Genomic DNA, 19041 nt, shown 5'->3' on the forward strand with positions numbered 1-19041 from the left:
AAAAATTCCACCTAGGGTTACTCGTGAGCCAGCTTATGGCCGAAGCTCACTTGCTAGGCATTATCTGAGATGTTATAGCTATGGTTAAAGAGTGCATTCAACTGGCAAAAACTATAGTTATATGTTACATAAACATGATGAATCAACTGAATATATTGAATATAGATCTTCAGATATAACCATTACAAATGGTAGCCAACAAATATAAATAAGTTATGTAAAAAACAATGAACTATATGAAAAATAGTGTGCTCAAATTTGAGCACACTATTTTCTTTTGAAAATATTTATAATAAATCTTAGTTTATGACATTTTAAGGTTATTGTATATTTCCTTTGCCAGGTGGCTGATCGTTTGGCTTTCCTATAACAGTGGAAAGCTTATATTTTCTGCTACCATCATTCTTAAGAACATATACTTCTCTTGTTCCAGATGTGTAGTAGTAAATCCAATTGCCTACAATACTTATACCAAAGGCGGAATCATCTGAAAGCTTTTGTTTATTAGTTCCATCAACTCTCACTCTATATAATTTTCTTTCATCAGACACATTATTATAATAAATCCACTCACCTGAAATATTAAATGTATAAGTGGTATCATCACAAATCTTTTCTGTTTTACCACCTATCATTGTACGGTAAATACTATTATTGTCCTCTCTGTTACTAAAATATATATAATTATTATATTTATTTAAACAATATGAAGATGTTTCATTGATTTTATATTTATCTTCGGTATCTAAATTCATTACATAAATATAATCATTATCACGGGCATTTGGGTAATACATCATGTTATTCCATATATAAATATGTCTGGGTAAAGAGGGTTGAACAATAAGATTATATCCTTCCTTCTTATCGCTGCTTAATTTCTGAACGCTAAAATGATTCTTAAAGTAAATATAATTATTGTAAATGTTAATATTGTCGCAACTGTTAATAGTTGTGATTTTTGTACTAAATTTATTATAACTTGTACCATCCTTTTTTATTCTAAAAACATTATCTTTATCAAAATTATCATCCACAAAATATATATAGTCATCTTTAATAGCCATACTTCGAATTGAAGCATCAATTAGCTTGGTTTTATCATTACCGTTTGTCCTGATTTTGTACAAAGCCTTTTCCGCAGCATCATTATAATATATCCAATCTCCTACTTTTGTAAAGAAATTACCATTTGAATTATTATTAAGTGAATTTGATCCTGTTATTGCTTCAGGCCAAGGTCCTTGTAAGGTTGGTACATTATCAACTTTTTTTGCAGGATTACCATCCCAAGCTCCATCAGGACCTACCCTGTATCCATCAGGTGTAGTAGTGTTAACTGCCATATCTCCATTAGTATTTAAGTAATATGATCTTCCTTTAAAATCAACCCATTTATTACATAGCATAATTCCATGAGAATTTAAATAATACCATTTACCTAAATATTCTACCCAACCTTTTTTTATAGTTCCATGAATACCTAAGTAATACCATTGATGTGCTGAATCTTGCGCCCATCCATTTGTAATCATTGCTCCATTTGAACCAAGGTAATACCATTGTTTTGATGAACTTTCTATCCATGAATTGCTTTTCATTACTCCATTTGAGTCCAAGTAGAACCAACGATTTGTTGAATCTTGGAGCCATCCATTTGTTTTCATTGTGCCCTTTTCATCTAAGTAATACCATTGTTTTATTGAATCTTGTACCCATGCATTTTTTTGCATTGTACCATTTTTGAAATATTGCCATATTTGACCGCTTTGATTCCAACCATTTATTCCTACTGCATTAACTTTAGGAATATTCGAGCTACTTGCAACGATAAGAATACTCAAAAAAAATAATATGAATTTTTTGTTAAACAATCTTATTCTCTCCTTTTGTACATTAATATTTTATCTTTGGCTTTCATGTGATATTATACCATTTTTTTATTATCACCAAAATGGAAATATATTCTGAGTATAACTAAACCAAATAAATATAAAACATATAGAGTGAACTCTGGAAATATAGTATAATTAAAATATTGTTAAAAATAAATGAAAATAAAAAGGGAGTATGTTGAATTGCAAAGAGCATAATTTAGTAGTTAACAAAAGAAAATTTCGAAATTATTAAGGAGGATAACATGAGAAAAAAATCAATTGGTAGAATTATTTTGATAGTAATTATATTTATTCTGTGTACAGGGGGATCTGTATATGCTTATAATTCTTATAAATATAATGAACTCACAGAAAAGGGTGAAAACTTTTTAGACAAAGATGAGTTTGGTAAAGCAATTAATGAATTTGAAAAAGTAAAGAAGTACAGAAAGAATAAAATAGAAGAAGTAAATGAAAAAATCAGTAAGGTTAATGAAATTAAAGTTTCAAAAGAAAATTACGATATAGGTATAAAAGAATTTAACAATGAAAATTATTTAGAGTCAATACAATATTTTGAAAAAGTTGTTTCTCAAGATACGAAAAGATATGATTTATCTAAAAAAAAGATTGAGATATCAAACTCTTCATTTATAGAAAAAATAACAAATAAGGCTAAAAAGGAAGTAGAAGAAAAAAAATACGAAGCAGCTATAGAAACATTACAAACTATTATTGAAAATTTCCCAGATAATGAAGAAACAATACAGTTACAATCCAGCTATAAAGTAACCTTAGAAAAAATAAAAGAGGAAGAAAGACTAAAAAAAGAAGAAGAAGAAAAACGTAGATTAGAAGAATTGAAGAAGAAAGAAGAAGCAAAGAAAAAAGCTAACACAATAACAGCAGTTAAACTTCCTGCAGGATATGCATTTTATAAAGGTGATTCTAGTAATAGTGATAATCGTGTAGGTTTAATTTCTATATTGCCAATCCATTATGGAACACAACCTACAGGAGCATACTTTTTTGTGAGAGGTAATGAAAATGCTGTTACATATAAAGCAATTTTCCATTTCAATAGTGGTGATTATATTAATGAAGGAAGACCAAGTATAAACTCAAAATTTGTTCCAGTTGGAGAAGATGACGCTTTTTCTGGACAGAAAATCAAAGTGGATTTTTACTTTACGTATAAAGGTAAAACATATCCTTTAACACAGGAGTATGTGCATGGTAGACGTTAAAATCTTGGATATAACATGTCTCAAGAAATAAAATAAAAGATTGTGAACGAAGTGTAACAACGAAGAGCTAGAGCGATGCGAGGATGGAAATCTGATGTGAAGGGTTGAGTAGACAGTAGTGATAGAAAAGGAAAAAGCATGTTTGTTGTAGTAGAAGTAACATGCTTTCTTTTTTGCGTCCAATAAGAAATCTGTTATAATTTCCATATGAGTTAATTCAGAATTGTAATATGTGTGTTTTTACTAATATTAATTGAGGTGGATTATTTGAATAAAGTATTTACAGTTGATGGAACAAAATTTTCTGATTTCTACGGATTTTGTGAAGAATTTTCGGAAAAAGTTCTTTCTGGAAAATATATTTGGAGAGGAAACTTAGATACGGTTAACGATATTATTTTTGGTGGTTTTGGAGATATCGGAGATGGTGAAGAGTATACAATTATTTGGAAAGACTCTTATAAATCAAGAAAAGATTTAGGTTATGCAGAAACGATATGCCAGTTGAAAAAACGATTAATAACTTGTCATCCATCTAGTGTAGCGGCCATAAGTGATGATATTAAAAAAGCAGAAAATAATGAGGGAACAACGGTCTTTGAATGGTTAATCGAAATAATAAGAGATAACTATAATGTTACATTATTTCTTGAATAGTAATTTTCAAGTCGTAATTATTTTTAGTTGTGACTCAATAGTAATATAAGGTGAACATATTAAAAACAGACTAAAAATAATTCCAATTATGGTGCTTTGTTTAGATAATTAAGATATCGTAGAGGTGATATTTATGATAAATGTATTAGACTATTTTTTAAATGATGAGATTTCTTCTCAAGAATTGTATGATTTAATTTATGAGTTTATTACAAATCCTCATATTAGAAATGGTGAATTTGAATGTAATCGCTTTATTATTAAGAAGATGGACAGATTAAATTTCATTATTTATGGTGAGGACATATATATAGAAGATAATCATAGGGAGATACCATATAGTATTTCTTTATACAAAAAGGATTTATTACTATCAATAAATAAACGTGCGAAGGAACTAAATTTTGAAGTCCATGGTTATGGAGAAGAGAATAATAATTGGGGTTGGTAAATGATACTTATCTAAGTTTGATTCATAATTTTATAAGTTACGACACTACGTTAGATATTACGAAATAAATTGATTTATTTTAAGGAGGAACAAAATGGAGTTAAATGAATATTCTGTAGATTTCTCAAAAATATTATATTCTGCATTTCCTACATTTGAAAAGTACCAAGAGATTAAAGAATATGAAGGATATGATAAGGCATACTTGTTGATAGAAGTACCATCACCTCATAACAAAGATAATGATTTATGGATATCTACACATAATGAGGAAATAACTGTTGGGTTTGATTGGTATCACACACATTTTGGTTATGGTGAAACAGATGAAGATGACTTTAAATTGGCAATTAACTTTATCAAAGAAATTATAGAAGAAAAAATAGCAATTGCAGTTATAAAGAAAAAGGGTGCATGGGTTAGTAGTTGTATAATCAAAGATAATAAAATTCCAGAAATTGAGGAAGACGAAACAATAGAGATTAAATCATGGAATGGAACATATTTGTGTTAAAGTCATCCCATTTAATTATTGGATAATCTATGTTCTTTTAAACATAGCCAAAGCATTAAATAAAGTCCATACGTCTAATGGTCTCAATAATAGAGGTGAGAATATGAAGAAGTATATTTGTCATGTATGTGGTTTTAATGTATTAGATGAAAAACCATACCTTAATGATGGAAAAATTCCATCTCATAATATTTGTGATTGTTGTGGATGTGAATTTGGATATGACGATAATGACGAATATAGAAAAAATGGATTAAATCTGGAGGGGTGTGGTTCAGTCCTGAATTAAAACCTGAACACTGGAATATTAAAGAACAGTTAAAGAGAATAAATGTTGAAATATAATATTATTTTTAGATACTTCTCATATTTTTAATTGGAGGATTATAAATAAAAATGAAAAAATATACTTGTCCTTGCTGTGGTTATAAAACATTAGAAACGGAACATAAATGTGATATATGTCCTATTTGTTTTGGGAAGATGACGTTTTACAATTTGAAAATCCTGATTCAAAGGATGGTCCAAATTTAAGAGTAACATTAAGACAAGCACAAAGAAATTATATTAACTTTGGTGCTTGTGAAATGGAAATGACAGACAATGTAAGAAAGCCTACTAGTGGTGATATAAAAGATGAAAATTGGAAGCCAGTATGGGAAAAAAATAATATTTTATAAGACGCAATATTCTTATATTGTCAGTTTACTATCAAAGTAAAGAGGTGTATAAATTATGAATATAAGTGCTGAAATTACATGTATCATAGAGAAGATTATAGAGTTTCCAGAGAAGGACAAAGAGGATATATATGAATTTTTGGAACATGATGAATGGGGTATTGCATTAGAAACATTATATGCAGTATTGTATGAAGAAAAAATACCAATAACAAAATCAATATATGATACTGTCATAAGTGTCGGAGAAATTATGGATATGGATTCTTCAACTTGGGATAGCTTAAAATATCTAATACGATAATGAAAAATTAAATGTATTATTTTGTGCAAGATGAATGTGTATAAAATTGAGAAATATGTTATGATTTTCATACAAGCAATCAGGCTTGTGATTTATTGATTAATATCAATTTAATTAGGGAGGTAAGTATGAATATAAAATCTTGGTTAAAATATTTAATCTATATTGTAATAATATTTGTAATGATATATATAAGGAATTATGTTATAGGGCTGTATACAGCTTATTTTCAACGAGAATTTCGAATTAATTTATCTCTTTTGACTATTAGTATGTTAATTACTATAGGTATTGGATTATTATTAGGGATAGAATATTTTATTAGTGAAATAAAAAAAGAAGGATTATGGAAACTCAATTTTCCAAAGATAATTTTACTTGGAGTGCCTTCATTATACTTTTCAATTACGCAATTCGCAGTTTATTGTAAAAATCAGTTTTGGCAGAATATAATAGGATTCCCTTGGCTTAAATTACAGATAAATAGTTCTAGCTATGTAACTCTATTTCAATTGATATTTGGATATGTGATTATTACTAGTTTTTATAAATGTAATAAGAAATCGGTGAATTAATTCGCAACTGTAAAAAATTGCGAACTAATAACAGCTCTTAACATGTTTTTTAGGAGGCTATATTTTGAGTAACAAAACCAAAAAAATATTATTAATTTCTTCAATGACTGCTTTTTTTATAATCACTATCTTTATGATTTACATGCTTAATACGTCAAGAGTTTATGACCAAGAGAGAGGTATATATGAATTAGAGATTGGGACATACTATTGTAAAATAGAAACTTTAAATAAAAACAAAAGTTATAATTGGACTATAGGTATTAATAATAACAATATAAAAAATAGTATTTATGAAAATGAACATAATAGAGAAACTCTTACGGCTTTCATGAAAACAATCAATGATATTAAAAGTAAAAAAAATTAATCTGTTTCTATATACAGTTTATTTAATATTTGTTTTAGTAGTTTTTACCGCTGTTGAAAGAGATAAGAAAATATACAAAAATGCATATGATAGAAAAGTATCTCGATTTATTTGTATTTTTTTAATTCTCTTTGCAGTATATAACCTGGTAAATTATTTCTTTGAATTAATACATTATTTAAAAATGCAGTTTTTTATTTTAATCAATTATAGAAAAGTATAGAACTTCTATTAGCAAATCTGTAAGAAGTACTCTTCTTAAGTTACGGCGCAACAGTAAAATAAGGTGAACATATTAAAAACAGACTAAAAATAATTCCAATTATGGTGCTTTGCTTTAGATAATTAAGATATCGTAGAGGTCTAGGTTTTATTTTTGTCTAGGAATTTATAAATTAGAATTTCTTAGTGAAGTGGAGTGACTTTCTAGCTATATATGCATTTTTTCTATATAATTAAAATATAGAAAAAATAGATTATAATAGTAGTAGGATTTAGTTTAACTTAGGGGGTAACATTAATGAATAAAAGTTTAGAGTGTTTACAATTAAAATTACCAGATGATGTTGAAAAATGTGTTATGTATGGAGATTTTAATAAAGCGGAAGAACTTATAGATATATATATGAAAAGAAATATATCAGAATTATTAAAAAAGAGACTAGAATATGAAAAACACATAATGAAAGTATTTAAAGAGGATTATATATACTCTTTCGATGAAGCTTTTGATATGGCATGTGATAAGATTAAGGATTTTACAAGAGAAGAATTAGAAGAATTAAAGGATGAAAGATTTGCTGATTGGGTATATATAAACGGAAAAGTCATGTTTAACAGGAGATTTTTAGGTACAGTTACTAGTGTTTGCGAGAAATTATCACAAAGATTAATAGATGTAGATGAAGAAAGTAAGAAAAAACAAGAGGTTTTATACAAAACAATAGATGAGATAATTGAAAAGGGTGAAAAGAAATACTCTATAAAAGTTAAGGCAGGTATCAAGCTTACTGAAAAGGCATCTCGAAAAGGAGAACAAATAAGAGTACATATTCCTATTCCAAAACCAGCAGAGCAAATTAAAAATATTAAAATATTATCCACTGTTCCAGAAAAGAATTTTATAGCACCAGAAGAAACAAGCCAAAGAACTATATATTTTGAGAAAACTGTTGAGGGTGAGGATGAATTTTTAGTTGAATATTCTTATGAAAATCATATAAAATATAACGTTTTAGATCCTTCAAAAGTTACAAAGGAGCAGCCAACTTTTTATACAGATGAACTATCTCCACACATTACATTTACACCATTTTTAAAGGATTTAACTAAAGAAATAATTGGAGATGAAAGTAATTCCTTATTAAAAGCGCGAAAAATATATGATTATATAACTAAATATGTACAGTATTCATTTATGAGACCTTATTCAACTATAGTAAATATACCAGAATATGCTGCATACAATTTAAAAGGAGACTGCGGGGTACAAGCACTGTTGTTTATAACCTTATGTAGAATAGCTGGAGTTCCTGCAAGATGGCAGTCAGGACTTTATGTAAATCCTTATTTTATAGGTTGCCACGATTGGGCTCAATTCTATATAGAACCATATGGGTGGCTGTTTGCTGATTTATCTTTTGGAGGAAGTGCTTATAGAAGAGGTAACACAAAAGTATGGAATTACTATTTTGGAAACTTAGATCCATTTAGAATGGTTGCTAATTCAGATTTTCAGGGGGATTTCACACCAGATAAAAAATTCTTCAGAATAGATCCATATGATAATCAGCTAGGAGAAGCAGAATATTCAGATTGTGGACTGTGTGTTGGAGACTTTGAGAGTATAAAAGAAATAGTTGAGATCCATGAAAAGAAGTGATAAATACTAGAACAAAATAAAGAAAATTATTGTACCTAATTGTCCAAATTGCAAAAAAGAAGGTTGTCCATATATAAACAACCTTCTTTAAAAATTTAACTTAGTTTTGTTTTTAAACTTTCCCTAAAAAATTAGCACGAGGGATATATGGAATCTTGAAATTATATCCTCTTGAATTTAGTAGTTGAGCTTTTATCATTGCAAGTTCAGTGTGAACATTTAGAATACAAGCTATTTGAGAATAAGTATATCCATTAGTAGCTAGTTCTAAAAAATCATTATCTGTGATAAGGAACTCTGCAGTAAAATAGTTTGCCTCAATTTCAGGTGTAGATGTTTTTAAGGAAACACACATTTCATCTTGAAACGTTTTAATACCAAGATTTCTATGAAAGCGGTCATGTCCAATCTCATGTGTACAAACAATTTTAGCACTTATTTTATCTATATTATTATTTATAACAATATATCTATTCTTTAGTATTTTAGTATAAAATCCTTTAATATTTTGCATTTTGTTATATTGCAAATTAATACCAATATATTCAGCAATTTTAAAGGGATCTCTCGTTTCATATGTTCTTGCTAATTTAATAGTACATTTTGAAATGTTTGAACAATTCACTAAAGGCCCTCCCAATAGGTGTTAAAAATAAAAAGAATAAACTATTTTTCTTTTTTCTTTCTACCGTATTTTTCCTTGTTTTTCTTTTTTGCATCAAAATAAAGTTCTGAAATTATTCTAAAAACTTCATCTTTATCATCTTCAACTAATTCTCCACCTGCAAATAACATTTCAACATTCTTTAGTACACCTTGTGCTTGCTTGTGACCAACATAGCCATATTTTTCACCAGCATCTTGCATAAAGGAACCATCCGTACCAAGAAGATAGTCAACTGAAACATTAAATGTTGAAGCAAGTTTAATAATAACATCTTGTTTTTTAGGGAATCTTTCATTTGATTCATAATATCCTAGAACTCTATCAGAAACACCAATTAATTTACCAAGTTCAACTTGGGTCATTCCTGCATGCTCTCTTAATTGTTTAATTCTATCACCAAATAGCATAAGATTCACCTCCAATTTCTAATCCTATAATAACAAATTGTTCGATTAATGTCAATAAAATGAAAAAAACATTCAAAAAAACATTTTGTTCGATTTACATTGAACAAAACATTCGATATAATTTATTTATACGAACAAGGGAGGTGTTGGAATGTTATGAAAAATATGGTGTTTGTTCATTGCAGAGAAAGCAAAGGTTTTTCACAAGTGGAGCTGGCAGATGAACTAGGTATTTGTAAGGATTATGTGAATATGATTGAAAATAATAGAAGAAAACCAGGTCTTGCCTTAGCTAAAAAGATTGCAGATTTGTTCGGAACAACAGTAGACAATCTATTTTTTTAACTTAATTAAGAATAAAACGTTCTGATAACGCACAAAAATATTCGAAGCACTAATTAAAATTTTAATTTATCAATATGAAAGAGATCGTTTAAGAATAACTCTTGCTAATTTCTTTGAAAAATGATTAAAGCCTCATATTTTCAAGGAAAAGCAAGTGTAATTCTTAAGCCGACTCTGAAGGAGTTTTATAAATGGATATTAACTTAAAAGTAAGATTAGAATCACCAGAGCTTTACGCAGCTCTATTGGCTTTAGCAGAAGCTTTACCACTAGGAAGTCTTAGGGGGGACATTCCATTAAAAGTAGAAGAAGTAAAAGAAAAAGAAACAAAAATTGAAATCACCCTAGAAGATGTAAGAGAATTACTAGCAAAGAAAGCTCAGGAAGGTAAACAAGTAAAGGTTAAGGAACTTATCAAAAGCTTTGGAGGAACTAAGTTGACTGATGTTGCCAAAGAAAACTATGGACAACTCATAAAAGCAGCAGAAGAAATATAGAGAGTCGGCTTAAGAATTAGTAGAAGTTATTCTTAAAGGATCTCTTTCCTTAACTAAATAAAGGGAGTGATAAGTATGACAAACAATTCAACAAAGGTGATAACAGGGAAAGTTAGATTTTCCTATGCAAATGTGTGGCAGCCAAAGTCAATAAATGGTGGGGATGAGAAGTATTCAGTATGTATTATTATACCTAAGTCAGATAAGGTAACTATAAGCAAGATTGGACAAGCTATTGAGTTAGCAAAAAAAGAAGGTGCCGCAAAGCTTACAACAGTGACACCAGAAAATCTCAAGCTGCCTATTCATGATGGGGATGCTGAAAGAGCTGAAGATGAAGCTTATGAAAATACTTACTATATTAATGCAAATAGCAATTTAAAACCTGGAATAGTAGATAGAAATCTTAAGGCAATTGTGGAAGAAAGTAAGTTTTACAGCGGATGTTATGGAAGGGCTAGCATTGTTTTTTATGCCTATAATTCTAATGGAAATACAGGAATAGCTTGCGCCCTTCATAATTTACAAAAGTTAGAAGAGGGAACTCAATTAAGTGGAAGAAGTAGAGCAGAAGATGATTTTGATGACTTCCTTGATTAATTATTAAAGGAGTTGATTTAGTGCCAATATTAACTATAGACATAGAAACCTATTCCAGCTTAGACCTCAGAAAATGTGGGGTTTATGCTTATACAGAAGCAGAGGATTTTGAAATTTTATTGTTTGCCTATGCCTTTGATGATGAAGATGTAAAGGTTGTTGACTTAAAAAGTGGAGAAAAAATTCCTCCTAAAGTAGTAAAGGCTTTAAGTGATATTAATATTATAAAAACAGCCTTTAATGCAAATTTCGAAAGAACCTGTTTATCAAAGTATTTTAATTTACCTATGCCACCGGAGCAGTGGAGGTGTACAGCTGTTCAGGCTTTAGTACTTGGACTTCCCTCTAGTTTGGATAATGTGGCTAAAATTTTGAAATGTCATTATCAAAAAATGAAAGAAGGTAAGGCACTTATTAGGTATTTTTCAATGTCTTGCACTGCTACCAAATCAAACGGCATGAGAGAGAGAAACTTGCCAAAGGATAACAGAGAGAAATGGGATATTTATAAAAGATACTGTGTTTTAGATGTTGAGGTAGAAAGAAATATCCGTAGAAAACTAGAGAATTACCCTATGCTAGAAAAACAATGGAAGCTTTGGCAGTTGGATCAAAGGATTAATGATTTTGGAGTTAAAGTGGACAAGGAATTGGTCCAAAACGCTATTAAATGTCATGGGGCTTATGAAGAAAAATTAATGAAAGAAGCTATTAATATCACAAAGCTTACAAACCCAAACAGTCCAGCACAATTGAAGGAATGGCTTGAAAAAACAGGTTTAAAGGTTGAGAGTTTATCAAAGACAAAGGTTAAGCAATTCCTTGAACAGGTGGAGGAAGGTCCTATTAAGAGGGTTTTGCAGCTTCGTCAGGAGTTATCAAAAACCTCTGTTAAAAAGTATGAAGCCATGGAAAGAGCTCTTTGTAAAGACCACCGTCTTAGAGGACTTATGAAGTTTTATGGTGCAAGTCGAACAGGAAGATGGGCAGGGAGATTAGTTCAAATTCATAATTTGCCTAGAAATAATATGAAAGATTTAGAATATGCCCGAAAGTTACTTAAGGCAGGAGATAATGAAATGCTAGAAATACTTTATCCTAGTGTGACAGATCTTTTGTCACAATTAATACGGACAGCTTTTATACCATCCTCTGGTTCAAGATTTATTATTGTTGATTATAGTGCCATAGAAGCCAGAGTTATAGCTTGGCTTGCAGGTGAAAACTGGGTTATTGATACTTTCAAAAGCCATGGAAAGATTTATGAAATGACTGCAAGTAAGATGTTCAATGTTCCAATGGAGCTTATTGTTAAGGGAAGAGAAGAGTATAAACTTAGGCAAAAGGGGAAAGTTGCAACCTTAGCCTGTGGTTATCAAGGGGGGAAAGGTGCTTTGATTGCTATGGGGGCTTTAAAGATGGGACTAAAAGAAGAGGAACTACCTGCAATTGTAACTGCTTGGAGAGAATCTAATATTAATATAGTTAAGCTGTGGCGTCAGGTGGAAAAGGCTGCTATTACTGCAGTAAACCAAAAGAAAGTTGTAGCTATGCAATATGGACTTAGATTTATTTATAAAAGAGGAATCCTTTTTATAAAACTTCCCTCTGGAAGAAGCCTCTCTTATTTAACCCCAAGAATCGAAAAAGACCCTAGTTTTAACAAACTCAAACTCACCTATGAAGGTATAAATCAAAAAAGTAAGCAGTGGGGGCGGCTAAGTACTTATGGAGGAAAACTTGTTGAAAATATAGTACAAGCAATTGCTAGAGATTGCTTAGCTGAGTCATTAATTAGCCTAGAAAAAAGGGGATACAAAACTGTATTTCATGTACATGATGAGGTTATTTTAGATGTTCCTAATGGTTTTGGAAGTTTAGAAGAAGTAAAGAGCATTATGGAAAAACCTATGGAGTGGGCACCCTCACTTCCTTTGAGGGCTGAAGGATTTGAAACAGACTATTATAAGAAAGATTGATGAAAATGAAAAATGATGGAACAATAGTTATCTCAACGGGGAGAAGTAGAAAAGAATTAAGCTGGAAAAATAAAAAGATTCTTTGGTCAGAGTTTCTTAAAAGGATTAGTAGAACTACTCGTACTTCAGAAACTTTTAAGGAATATTTAAAACTTCCAAAGAAGCAGCAGGATGAGATAAAAGATATTGGTGGATTTGTTGGAGGAGTTTTAAATGGCAGTAGAAGACGGGACACCTTAGTGAATAGGCAACTTATAACCCTTGATGCTGACTTTGTTAAGGGGGATTTGTGGGCATCTGTTGAAACCATTCTCTGCTGCGGAGCCGCCATGTATTCTACCCATAAGAATAGTAAGGACAATCCCCGTTTAAGATTAGTAATACCTTTAAAAAGAAAAGTAACTGCTGATGAATATGGAGCAATTTCAAGAAGAATTGCTGGAGATATTGGAATAGATTTTTTCGATGATACAACCTATGAACCTCATAGACTTATGTACTGGCCCTCCACCTCAAAGGATGGGGAATTTATATTTAAATATATTGATGAGCCTTGGTTAGATCCAGATAAGGTATTAGCTAGATACAAGGATTGGAAAGAACAGACCTATTGGCCCCAGTCATCTAGAACCATGATTAAAAGAATGAAACTTGCAGATAAACAAGGAAATCCAAAAGAAAAAAAAGGTGTGGTGGGAGCATTTTGTCGCAGCTATTCCATACCTGAAGTTATAGATGCATATTTGAAAAATATTTATGCTCCTTGTGAGGATCCTACAAGATATTCATATATTAAAGGAACTTCCTCAGGTGGACTTATTATTTATGAGGAAGGGGATTTTGCTTATTCTCATCATGGAACTGATCCCGCAAATGGAAGACTTTGCAATGCCTTTGATCTTGTTAGGATTCATAAATTTGCGGAGCTTGATATAACTGCAAAGGAAGAGACTCCAGTTAATAAGCTTCCCTCTTATAAAGCCATGATTGATTTAGCTTTATCTGATAATAAAGTAAAAATGACACTTGGAAAAGAACAGTTAAACATTGCTGAAGAGGATTTTAAGGAAAATGAAATGGAGTGGCTCTTGGAACTTAAAAGAGATCAAAAGGGTAATATTGTGGGAAGTGCCCCTAATGTTATTTTGATTCTCCAAAATGACTCAGCCCTTAAAGGAAAAATTGGCATTAATGATTTTATTCATAGGATTGCTATAAAAGATGATTTGCCTTGGAGAAAGATGGAGAGAGGTGAATATTGGAGGGATTCTGACGAAGCTAGTCTTAGAAATTATCTTTTTGCTGTTTATGGAATCAAAGGAGCTAATGTGATAAATGATGCCTTCAGTGAAGTTGCTGATAAGAATGCCTTTCATCCTATTAAAGAATATTTGGCGAATCTTCAGTGGGATGGGAAAGAAAGACTTGAAACAATTATGATTGATTACCTTGGGGCAGTAGATAGTCCATGTGTGAGAGCATTTACAAGAAAGATATTCCTAGCGGCGGTAACTAGAATTTACAGACCTGGAGAAAAGTTTGATTACATTGTTGTTCTTGTTGGAAAGCAAGGGATAGGTAAAAGCCAAATAATTAAAAAGATTGGAAAGGAGTGGCACTCTGATTCCTTAATAACTGTAAAAGGTAAAGAAGCTTATGAGCAGCTTCAAGGAGCTTGGATTTTAGAAATGGCTGAGCTTAATGCCACAAAGAAAGCAGATGTTGAGGCTGTTAAGCACTTTATTTCTAAATCAGAGGATACTTTTAGGGTAGCTTATGGGCGGTATAATGAAACATTTAAAAGACAATGTGTATTCTTCGGAACTACCAATGATTACGATTTTCTAAATGATCCAACAGGTAATAGAAGATTTTTACCTATTACAGTTGAAGGTGGAGGCACTAAAGATATTTGGACTGATTTAACAGAAAAAGAAGTAGATCAGATATGGGCAGAAGCTAAGTTCTATTTTGAAAAAGGAGAAACCATAGCTCTTTCAAAGAATATTGAAAGGGGAGCAAGTGAATTACAGAATGCTCATACCCAGGAAAACCCTATTGCTGAGAGCATAAGATTTTACTTAGAAACCTTGGTGCCACCTGATTGGTATGATATGGATATTAGTCAAAGAAGAACCTATTTGCATATGTCATTAGGGCAAAACAAACCATCAGATGCAGTTAAGATTAATAAAGTATGTGCTCAAATGGTTTGGGAGGAATGTTTCCAGAAAGATATCTCTATGATGACTAGATATGATGCAAAGGAGATTAATAATATTATCCAAAATACCCCTGGTTGGAGAAGGGTTAATTCACTAAGGTTTAATAATAATTATGGAACCCAAAGAGGTTTCCGTAGAATTTAATATAAATCAAATTTCGCAGTAGAATCTGTATATGTAAGCATGCAATCATAAGGTTTCAGTAGCGTTTACAGGGTGAAGTCGCTATTTTACTGGGGTATATGCTTTGTAAACAATGGAAACAGGGATTTTGCTTATAGGGGAATTAGGGTGGTAGCTATATTGATTAATCACCTATATACCCTATATCAATATAATAAGAAAATAGAAATTTATATGCTTACATGTAGACAAACCTACTGAGACTTAATTTAAGGATATATGGAAAGAGATCGTTTATCAATAATTCCTACTATATTCTTTCAAAAAATGATAAATGCCTCATATTTTTGAAAGAAAAGTAGGTCTAATTGTTAAGCCGACTCGGAGGAGGAGTATATGAATAAAATTATTAAGTTAAAGGAATTACATTTAAAGAATTTTAAGGGAATGAAGAAGTTTAGTATTTATTTTGGAGAGACTACAGATGTATATGGTGAGAATGCTTCTGGTAAAACTACAATATTTGATGCCTTTACCTGGATTTTCTTTGACAAAGATAGCAGAGATAGAAAAGATTTTTCTATTAAAACCTATGATAGGAATGGGGTGGTGCTTCCTGGGCTGAATCATGAAGTTGAAGTAGTTCTCTCTGTTAATGAAAAAGAATTAAAACTAAAAAAGGTTTATAGAGAAAAATGGACCAAGAAACGAGGGCAAGCTACCAAAACCCTAACAGGGCATATTACAGAATATATAGTAAATGATCTACCAGTGCAAAAGAAAGAGTATACAGAAACTGTAAATTCCTTGGTTCCAGAGAATATTTTCAAGCTCATTACAAATCCACTGTATTTTAATAATAGCCTTAGCTGGAAAAAAAGAAGAGAGATTTTGCTTACTGTGGTCGGGGATCTTTCTCTCACTGAAGTGATTAATTCAAACAGAGAGTTAAAAGGGTTTTCAGATTTAATAGGAGATAAATCCCTGGAAGATTTCCAAAAAACATTAGCAATTAGGAAAAAGAAATTAAACGAAGAAATTAAGTCAATTCCCTTTAGACTAGATGAATTAAATAACTCAATTCAGCATATCCCTCAAATGAATTTTGTGGAAATAGAAAAGAGAAAGAATATTCTAAGCAGGGAAGTTGAGGCTATAGATAAAAAATTAGATGGACTTACAAAAGACTATTTAGAAATAGATAAAAATGTGGAGGCTTTATATTCAAAAAAAGATAGATTGAGAGAAATAAAAGGTGAGTACCTCCAAAGATCTAGAGAACCCAAATTACATCTGCAGCAGCAGATATTCAATATGGAGCAGCAAATCTTAGAGATTAATTTTGGAATAAAAATTAAAACACAAAACCTTCAAAGGATAAAAACAGAAAAAAGTAACCTTACTCTAAAAGTTCAAGATCTAAGAGAAGAATGGTTTAACTTAGAAAAAAAAACACTAGAGTTCGAAGAAAATGATTTTGTTTGTCCAACTTGTGGGAGAGAATTACCTAAAAATAGTATAGAAGATAAAAAAGCAGAAATGCAGAGCAATTTTAAGAGAGATAAGAAAAGTAAATTAAATAATATTAATGAGGAAGGTAAAAACCTCACTAAAAAGCTTAATAATATGAATGATGAAGAGGAAAGATTAGAAAAGGTTATAGAGGGGCTAAATAGAGAAAAACAATCGCTACAAGAGGAATTAATCCTATTGAAAGAGGAATATGAAAACTTCACTATAGCTCAATTTGAAGAAACAGATGAATACAAAAAACTTAAAGAAGAAATAAATCAGCTTCAGCAGGTACAAGTCATATGTGATGAGGATGAGATAAATAAATTGAAAAGGGAAAGAAAGGAAAAAAGCGATGAGCTGGACAAGCTTAAAAATTCTCTAGGGTTAAAAACTCAATACGAGAAAGCGGAAATAAGGATGGGAGAATTAAGGGATAGAGAAAAAGAATTGGGCAATTTCATAGCAGAATTGGAAAGAAAAGAATTCTTATGTGAAAAATTCATTCGAACAAAAGTAGACTTGCTGGAAGAGAGAATAAACAGTAAATTCTCTAGAGTGAAATTCAAGCTTTTTAACACCCTTGTCAATGGGGCACTTGAAGAATGCTGTGATACTTTAATTGATGGAGTTCCCTATGAAGATGCCAACAATGCAGCCAAATTCAACGGAGGCATGGATATAATAAACACCTTAACAAAACACTTCAAAGTAAGCGCACCAATATTTATTGATAATAGAGAAAGTATAAACAGAATAGTTGAAAGCAAAAGCCAGATAGTGAATTTGAGGGTAAGTAATGACTCTGTATTAGTGGTTGATGTGGATGAGATTGGGGATGATGTTGTTAGAGATGATGAGTTTCAGGAATATAAAGATGTGATTGGGGAAGGACCAGGGTTTTGATTTAGTTGTAAGTTGTAAGTTGATAGAGTAGTTTACAGTTGACGGTTTACAGTTTACAGTAAAGGACACCTTTTCGCTTATGCGAAAGCTTTTAATTAAGTTTTTATCATCTTCGATGATGGAACAATGTTCTTTTACTCCGTAAAAGAATAATTTAATCTTTTATATAAATTAAAAGCTTTCACGTTAGTGAAAGGTATCAATAACTGTCAACTGAAAACTGTCAACTGAAAAAAGGGGTGATAATAATGAAAGAGTTAATTGGAAAAGCAAAAGAAGGGGATGAAAAGGCACTTCAGGGGATTATAGATAAATATACTCCACTTGCAATAAGCCAGGCATCCAAATACCATATACCTGGTTATGACTTTGAAGATTTGGTGCAGCATTGCTATTTGAGCATTATAAAAGCTGTAAAACTTTATGAGATAGGTACAACTCCTTTTGGAGCTTACGTATCAATGGCTGTTAGAAATAATATGAAAGATTTGCTGAGGAATAAGATAAAACATAATCGAGAGGTACCAGAAAGTCATACACTAGATCAAAATCCATCAGAGTATTCCTTCACAATTGAGGATCAGGTTATAGCTTATCAGCAGATAGAGAAGATGGAAATTGCCATGAATAAATTGGAACCCCAACATAGAAAAATTGTAATTGATTTTTATTTGAATAGTAAATCAATAGGAGAAATTTCCAAGGAAATAAAAGTGCCAGCAAAACAGCTTTATTATATAAAGAAAAAAGCCTTAAAAGATTTGAAAAGTTACTTATAATTAGTTTTAGAAAAGAAAAAATAGAAGAACAAATGCATATATAGCTAGAAAGTCACTCCACTTCACTAAGAAATTCTAATTTATTTTCTTAAATATCTGCTAAAAAATTCTAACTCGCATGCTCAAACAATAATTTTTCTTAACGCATATATTACAAAAATAAATAAGAATTTCTAAAGTTTGTTACGATGACTTTTACGCTATATATGCTTCTTCTCAGCACTGATGGATGGAATTTATAAATTAATGTAAAAATATTACATAATATTGCGATATATTGATATAACTGCATTTGACATATATAAAATCCCTAAAAAAATTTATAAATTCCTCGTATAATAAAAGTATAGAAACAAGTACGAATATTCATATTTTTAGTGTAAACCCTAACTAGTGAAACTAAATTATTTTGAATAGAGTTATTGACGTTAAATTCCTGGGAGC

The 19041-nt window shown here is 30.7% G+C and carries 19 protein-coding genes and 1 pseudogene; 17 read left to right on the forward strand and 3 right to left on the reverse strand.

The features are described 5' to 3' along the window. Positions 1-320 precede the first annotated feature (320 nt). Complete coding sequence (locus ACQ3F0_RS23060; protein ID WP_428868146.1) at positions 321-1874, reverse strand: DUF5050 domain-containing protein; 1554 nt, start codon at positions 1872-1874, stop codon at positions 321-323. 266 nt (positions 1875-2140) lie between these two features. On the opposite strand from ACQ3F0_RS23060, the gene ACQ3F0_RS23065 reads away from it, so the two are divergent. The 10 genes and pseudogenes from ACQ3F0_RS23065 (at position 2141) to ACQ3F0_RS23110 (ending at position 8557) form a co-directional block, all read left to right on the forward strand. Continuing rightward, on the forward strand, positions 2141-3124 hold the full coding sequence (locus ACQ3F0_RS23065; RefSeq protein ID WP_428868148.1) for a hypothetical protein: 984 nt from the start codon (positions 2141-2143) through the stop codon (positions 3122-3124). 267 nt (positions 3125-3391) lie between these two features. Then, on the forward strand, positions 3392-3781 hold the full coding sequence (locus ACQ3F0_RS23070; protein ID WP_428868150.1) for a barstar family protein: 390 nt from the start codon (positions 3392-3394) through the stop codon (positions 3779-3781). A gap of 133 nt (positions 3782-3914) precedes the next feature. After that, positions 3915-4232: a hypothetical protein gene (locus ACQ3F0_RS23075; RefSeq protein ID WP_428868152.1), complete on the forward strand. Its 318-nt coding sequence runs from the start codon at positions 3915-3917 to the stop codon at positions 4230-4232. Positions 4233-4326: 94 nt separating this feature from the next. Beyond that, positions 4327-4746, forward strand: a complete 420-nt coding sequence (locus tag ACQ3F0_RS23080) for a hypothetical protein (RefSeq protein WP_428868153.1) — start codon at positions 4327-4329, stop codon at positions 4744-4746. Between the two features lie 103 nt (positions 4747-4849). Continuing rightward, positions 4850-5035, forward strand: coding sequence for a hypothetical protein (locus ACQ3F0_RS23085; RefSeq protein ID WP_428868154.1), 186 nt, complete (start codon positions 4850-4852; stop codon positions 5033-5035). A gap of 107 nt (positions 5036-5142) precedes the next feature. Further along, positions 5143-5426: pseudogene (locus ACQ3F0_RS23090) on the forward strand (CPCC family cysteine-rich protein). Between the two features lie 55 nt (positions 5427-5481). Continuing rightward, positions 5482-5730 carry a MafI family immunity protein gene (locus ACQ3F0_RS23095; RefSeq protein ID WP_428868155.1) on the forward strand — a complete coding sequence of 83 codons (249 nt, stop codon included), beginning with the start codon at positions 5482-5484 and terminating at the stop codon, positions 5728-5730. A gap of 128 nt (positions 5731-5858) precedes the next feature. Next, positions 5859-6305 (forward strand): hypothetical protein, encoded by a 447-nt coding sequence (locus ACQ3F0_RS23100; RefSeq protein ID WP_428868156.1) that lies wholly within the window; start codon positions 5859-5861, stop codon positions 6303-6305. 64 nt (positions 6306-6369) lie between these two features. After that, positions 6370-6675: a hypothetical protein gene (locus ACQ3F0_RS23105; protein ID WP_428868157.1), complete on the forward strand. Its 306-nt coding sequence runs from the start codon at positions 6370-6372 to the stop codon at positions 6673-6675. Between the two features lie 520 nt (positions 6676-7195). Next, positions 7196-8557, forward strand: coding sequence for a transglutaminase-like domain-containing protein (locus ACQ3F0_RS23110; protein ID WP_428868158.1), 1362 nt, complete (start codon positions 7196-7198; stop codon positions 8555-8557). 112 nt (positions 8558-8669) lie between these two features. Here ACQ3F0_RS23110 and ACQ3F0_RS23115 read toward each other — a convergent pair whose 3' ends face one another. Together ACQ3F0_RS23115 and ACQ3F0_RS23120 are read right to left on the reverse strand one after the other, a co-directional pair. Further along, entirely contained in the window at positions 8670-9182 is a 513-nt protein-coding gene (locus tag ACQ3F0_RS23115) for an ImmA/IrrE family metallo-endopeptidase (RefSeq protein ID WP_428868159.1), read from the reverse strand. 41 nt (positions 9183-9223) lie between these two features. Next, positions 9224-9631, reverse strand: a complete 408-nt coding sequence (locus ACQ3F0_RS23120) for a helix-turn-helix domain-containing protein (RefSeq protein ID WP_428868160.1) — start codon at positions 9629-9631, stop codon at positions 9224-9226. Between the two features lie 156 nt (positions 9632-9787). On the opposite strand from ACQ3F0_RS23120, the gene ACQ3F0_RS23125 reads away from it, so the two are divergent. The 7 genes from ACQ3F0_RS23125 (at position 9788) to ACQ3F0_RS23155 (ending at position 18597) form a co-directional block, all read left to right on the forward strand. Next, a complete protein-coding gene (locus ACQ3F0_RS23125; protein WP_428868161.1) occupies positions 9788-9976 on the forward strand; it encodes a helix-turn-helix transcriptional regulator in 189 nt (62 codons plus the stop codon). Between the two features lie 191 nt (positions 9977-10167). Next, positions 10168-10473 (forward strand): rRNA biogenesis protein rrp5, encoded by a 306-nt coding sequence (locus tag ACQ3F0_RS23130; RefSeq protein WP_428868162.1) that lies wholly within the window; start codon positions 10168-10170, stop codon positions 10471-10473. 75 nt (positions 10474-10548) lie between these two features. Then, positions 10549-11073, forward strand: a complete 525-nt coding sequence (locus ACQ3F0_RS23135) for a DUF2815 family protein (RefSeq protein ID WP_428868163.1) — start codon at positions 10549-10551, stop codon at positions 11071-11073. Between the two features lie 20 nt (positions 11074-11093). Next, positions 11094-13052, forward strand: coding sequence for a DNA polymerase (locus ACQ3F0_RS23140; RefSeq protein ID WP_428868164.1), 1959 nt, complete (start codon positions 11094-11096; stop codon positions 13050-13052). Beyond that, complete coding sequence (locus ACQ3F0_RS23145; RefSeq protein WP_428868165.1) at positions 13052-15421, forward strand: virulence-associated E family protein; 2370 nt, start codon at positions 13052-13054, stop codon at positions 15419-15421. Before ACQ3F0_RS23140 ends, ACQ3F0_RS23145 begins: the two co-directional genes overlap by 1 nt. A gap of 375 nt (positions 15422-15796) precedes the next feature. Next, the gene (locus ACQ3F0_RS23150; protein WP_428868166.1) at positions 15797-17818 is read left to right on the forward strand and encodes a DUF2813 domain-containing protein; all 2022 of its coding nucleotides are present in this window, start codon (positions 15797-15799) and stop codon (positions 17816-17818) included. A 248-nt stretch (positions 17819-18066) separates the two neighbouring features. Then, positions 18067-18597: a sigma-70 family RNA polymerase sigma factor gene (locus tag ACQ3F0_RS23155; RefSeq protein WP_428868167.1), complete on the forward strand. Its 531-nt coding sequence runs from the start codon at positions 18067-18069 to the stop codon at positions 18595-18597. The last annotated feature ends 444 nt before the right edge of the window (positions 18598-19041 follow it).

Origin of the sequence: Clostridium sediminicola, assembly GCF_050402865.1 — a bacterium.
GTDB lineage: Bacteria > Bacillota > Clostridia > Clostridiales > Clostridiaceae > Clostridium_AF > Clostridium_AF sediminicola.

What these genes read in the sequence shown, in the direction of transcription:
- ACQ3F0_RS23065 (WP_428868148.1), top strand. Translation starts at nt 2,141, where the DNA reads ATGAGAAAAAAATCAATTGGTAGAATTATTTTGATAGTAATTATATTT.
- ACQ3F0_RS23075 (WP_428868152.1), top strand. Translation starts at nt 3,915, where the DNA reads ATGATAAATGTATTAGACTATTTTTTAAATGATGAGATTTCTTCTCAA.
- ACQ3F0_RS23080 (WP_428868153.1), top strand. Translation starts at nt 4,327, where the DNA reads ATGGAGTTAAATGAATATTCTGTAGATTTCTCAAAAATATTATATTCT.
- ACQ3F0_RS23085 (WP_428868154.1), top strand. Translation starts at nt 4,850, where the DNA reads ATGAAGAAGTATATTTGTCATGTATGTGGTTTTAATGTATTAGATGAA.
- ACQ3F0_RS23095 (WP_428868155.1), top strand. Translation starts at nt 5,482, where the DNA reads ATGAATATAAGTGCTGAAATTACATGTATCATAGAGAAGATTATAGAG.
- ACQ3F0_RS23100 (WP_428868156.1), top strand. Translation starts at nt 5,859, where the DNA reads ATGAATATAAAATCTTGGTTAAAATATTTAATCTATATTGTAATAATA.
- ACQ3F0_RS23110 (WP_428868158.1), top strand. Translation starts at nt 7,196, where the DNA reads ATGAATAAAAGTTTAGAGTGTTTACAATTAAAATTACCAGATGATGTT.
- ACQ3F0_RS23120 (WP_428868160.1), bottom strand. Translation starts at nt 9,631, where the DNA reads ATGCTATTTGGTGATAGAATTAAACAATTAAGAGAGCATGCAGGAATG.
- ACQ3F0_RS23125 (WP_428868161.1), top strand. Translation starts at nt 9,788, where the DNA reads ATGAAAAATATGGTGTTTGTTCATTGCAGAGAAAGCAAAGGTTTTTCA.
- ACQ3F0_RS23130 (WP_428868162.1), top strand. Translation starts at nt 10,168, where the DNA reads ATGGATATTAACTTAAAAGTAAGATTAGAATCACCAGAGCTTTACGCA.
- ACQ3F0_RS23135 (WP_428868163.1), top strand. Translation starts at nt 10,549, where the DNA reads ATGACAAACAATTCAACAAAGGTGATAACAGGGAAAGTTAGATTTTCC.
- ACQ3F0_RS23145 (WP_428868165.1), top strand. Translation starts at nt 13,052, where the DNA reads ATGAAAATGAAAAATGATGGAACAATAGTTATCTCAACGGGGAGAAGT.
- ACQ3F0_RS23150 (WP_428868166.1), top strand. Translation starts at nt 15,797, where the DNA reads ATGAATAAAATTATTAAGTTAAAGGAATTACATTTAAAGAATTTTAAG.
- ACQ3F0_RS23155 (WP_428868167.1), top strand. Translation starts at nt 18,067, where the DNA reads ATGAAAGAGTTAATTGGAAAAGCAAAAGAAGGGGATGAAAAGGCACTT.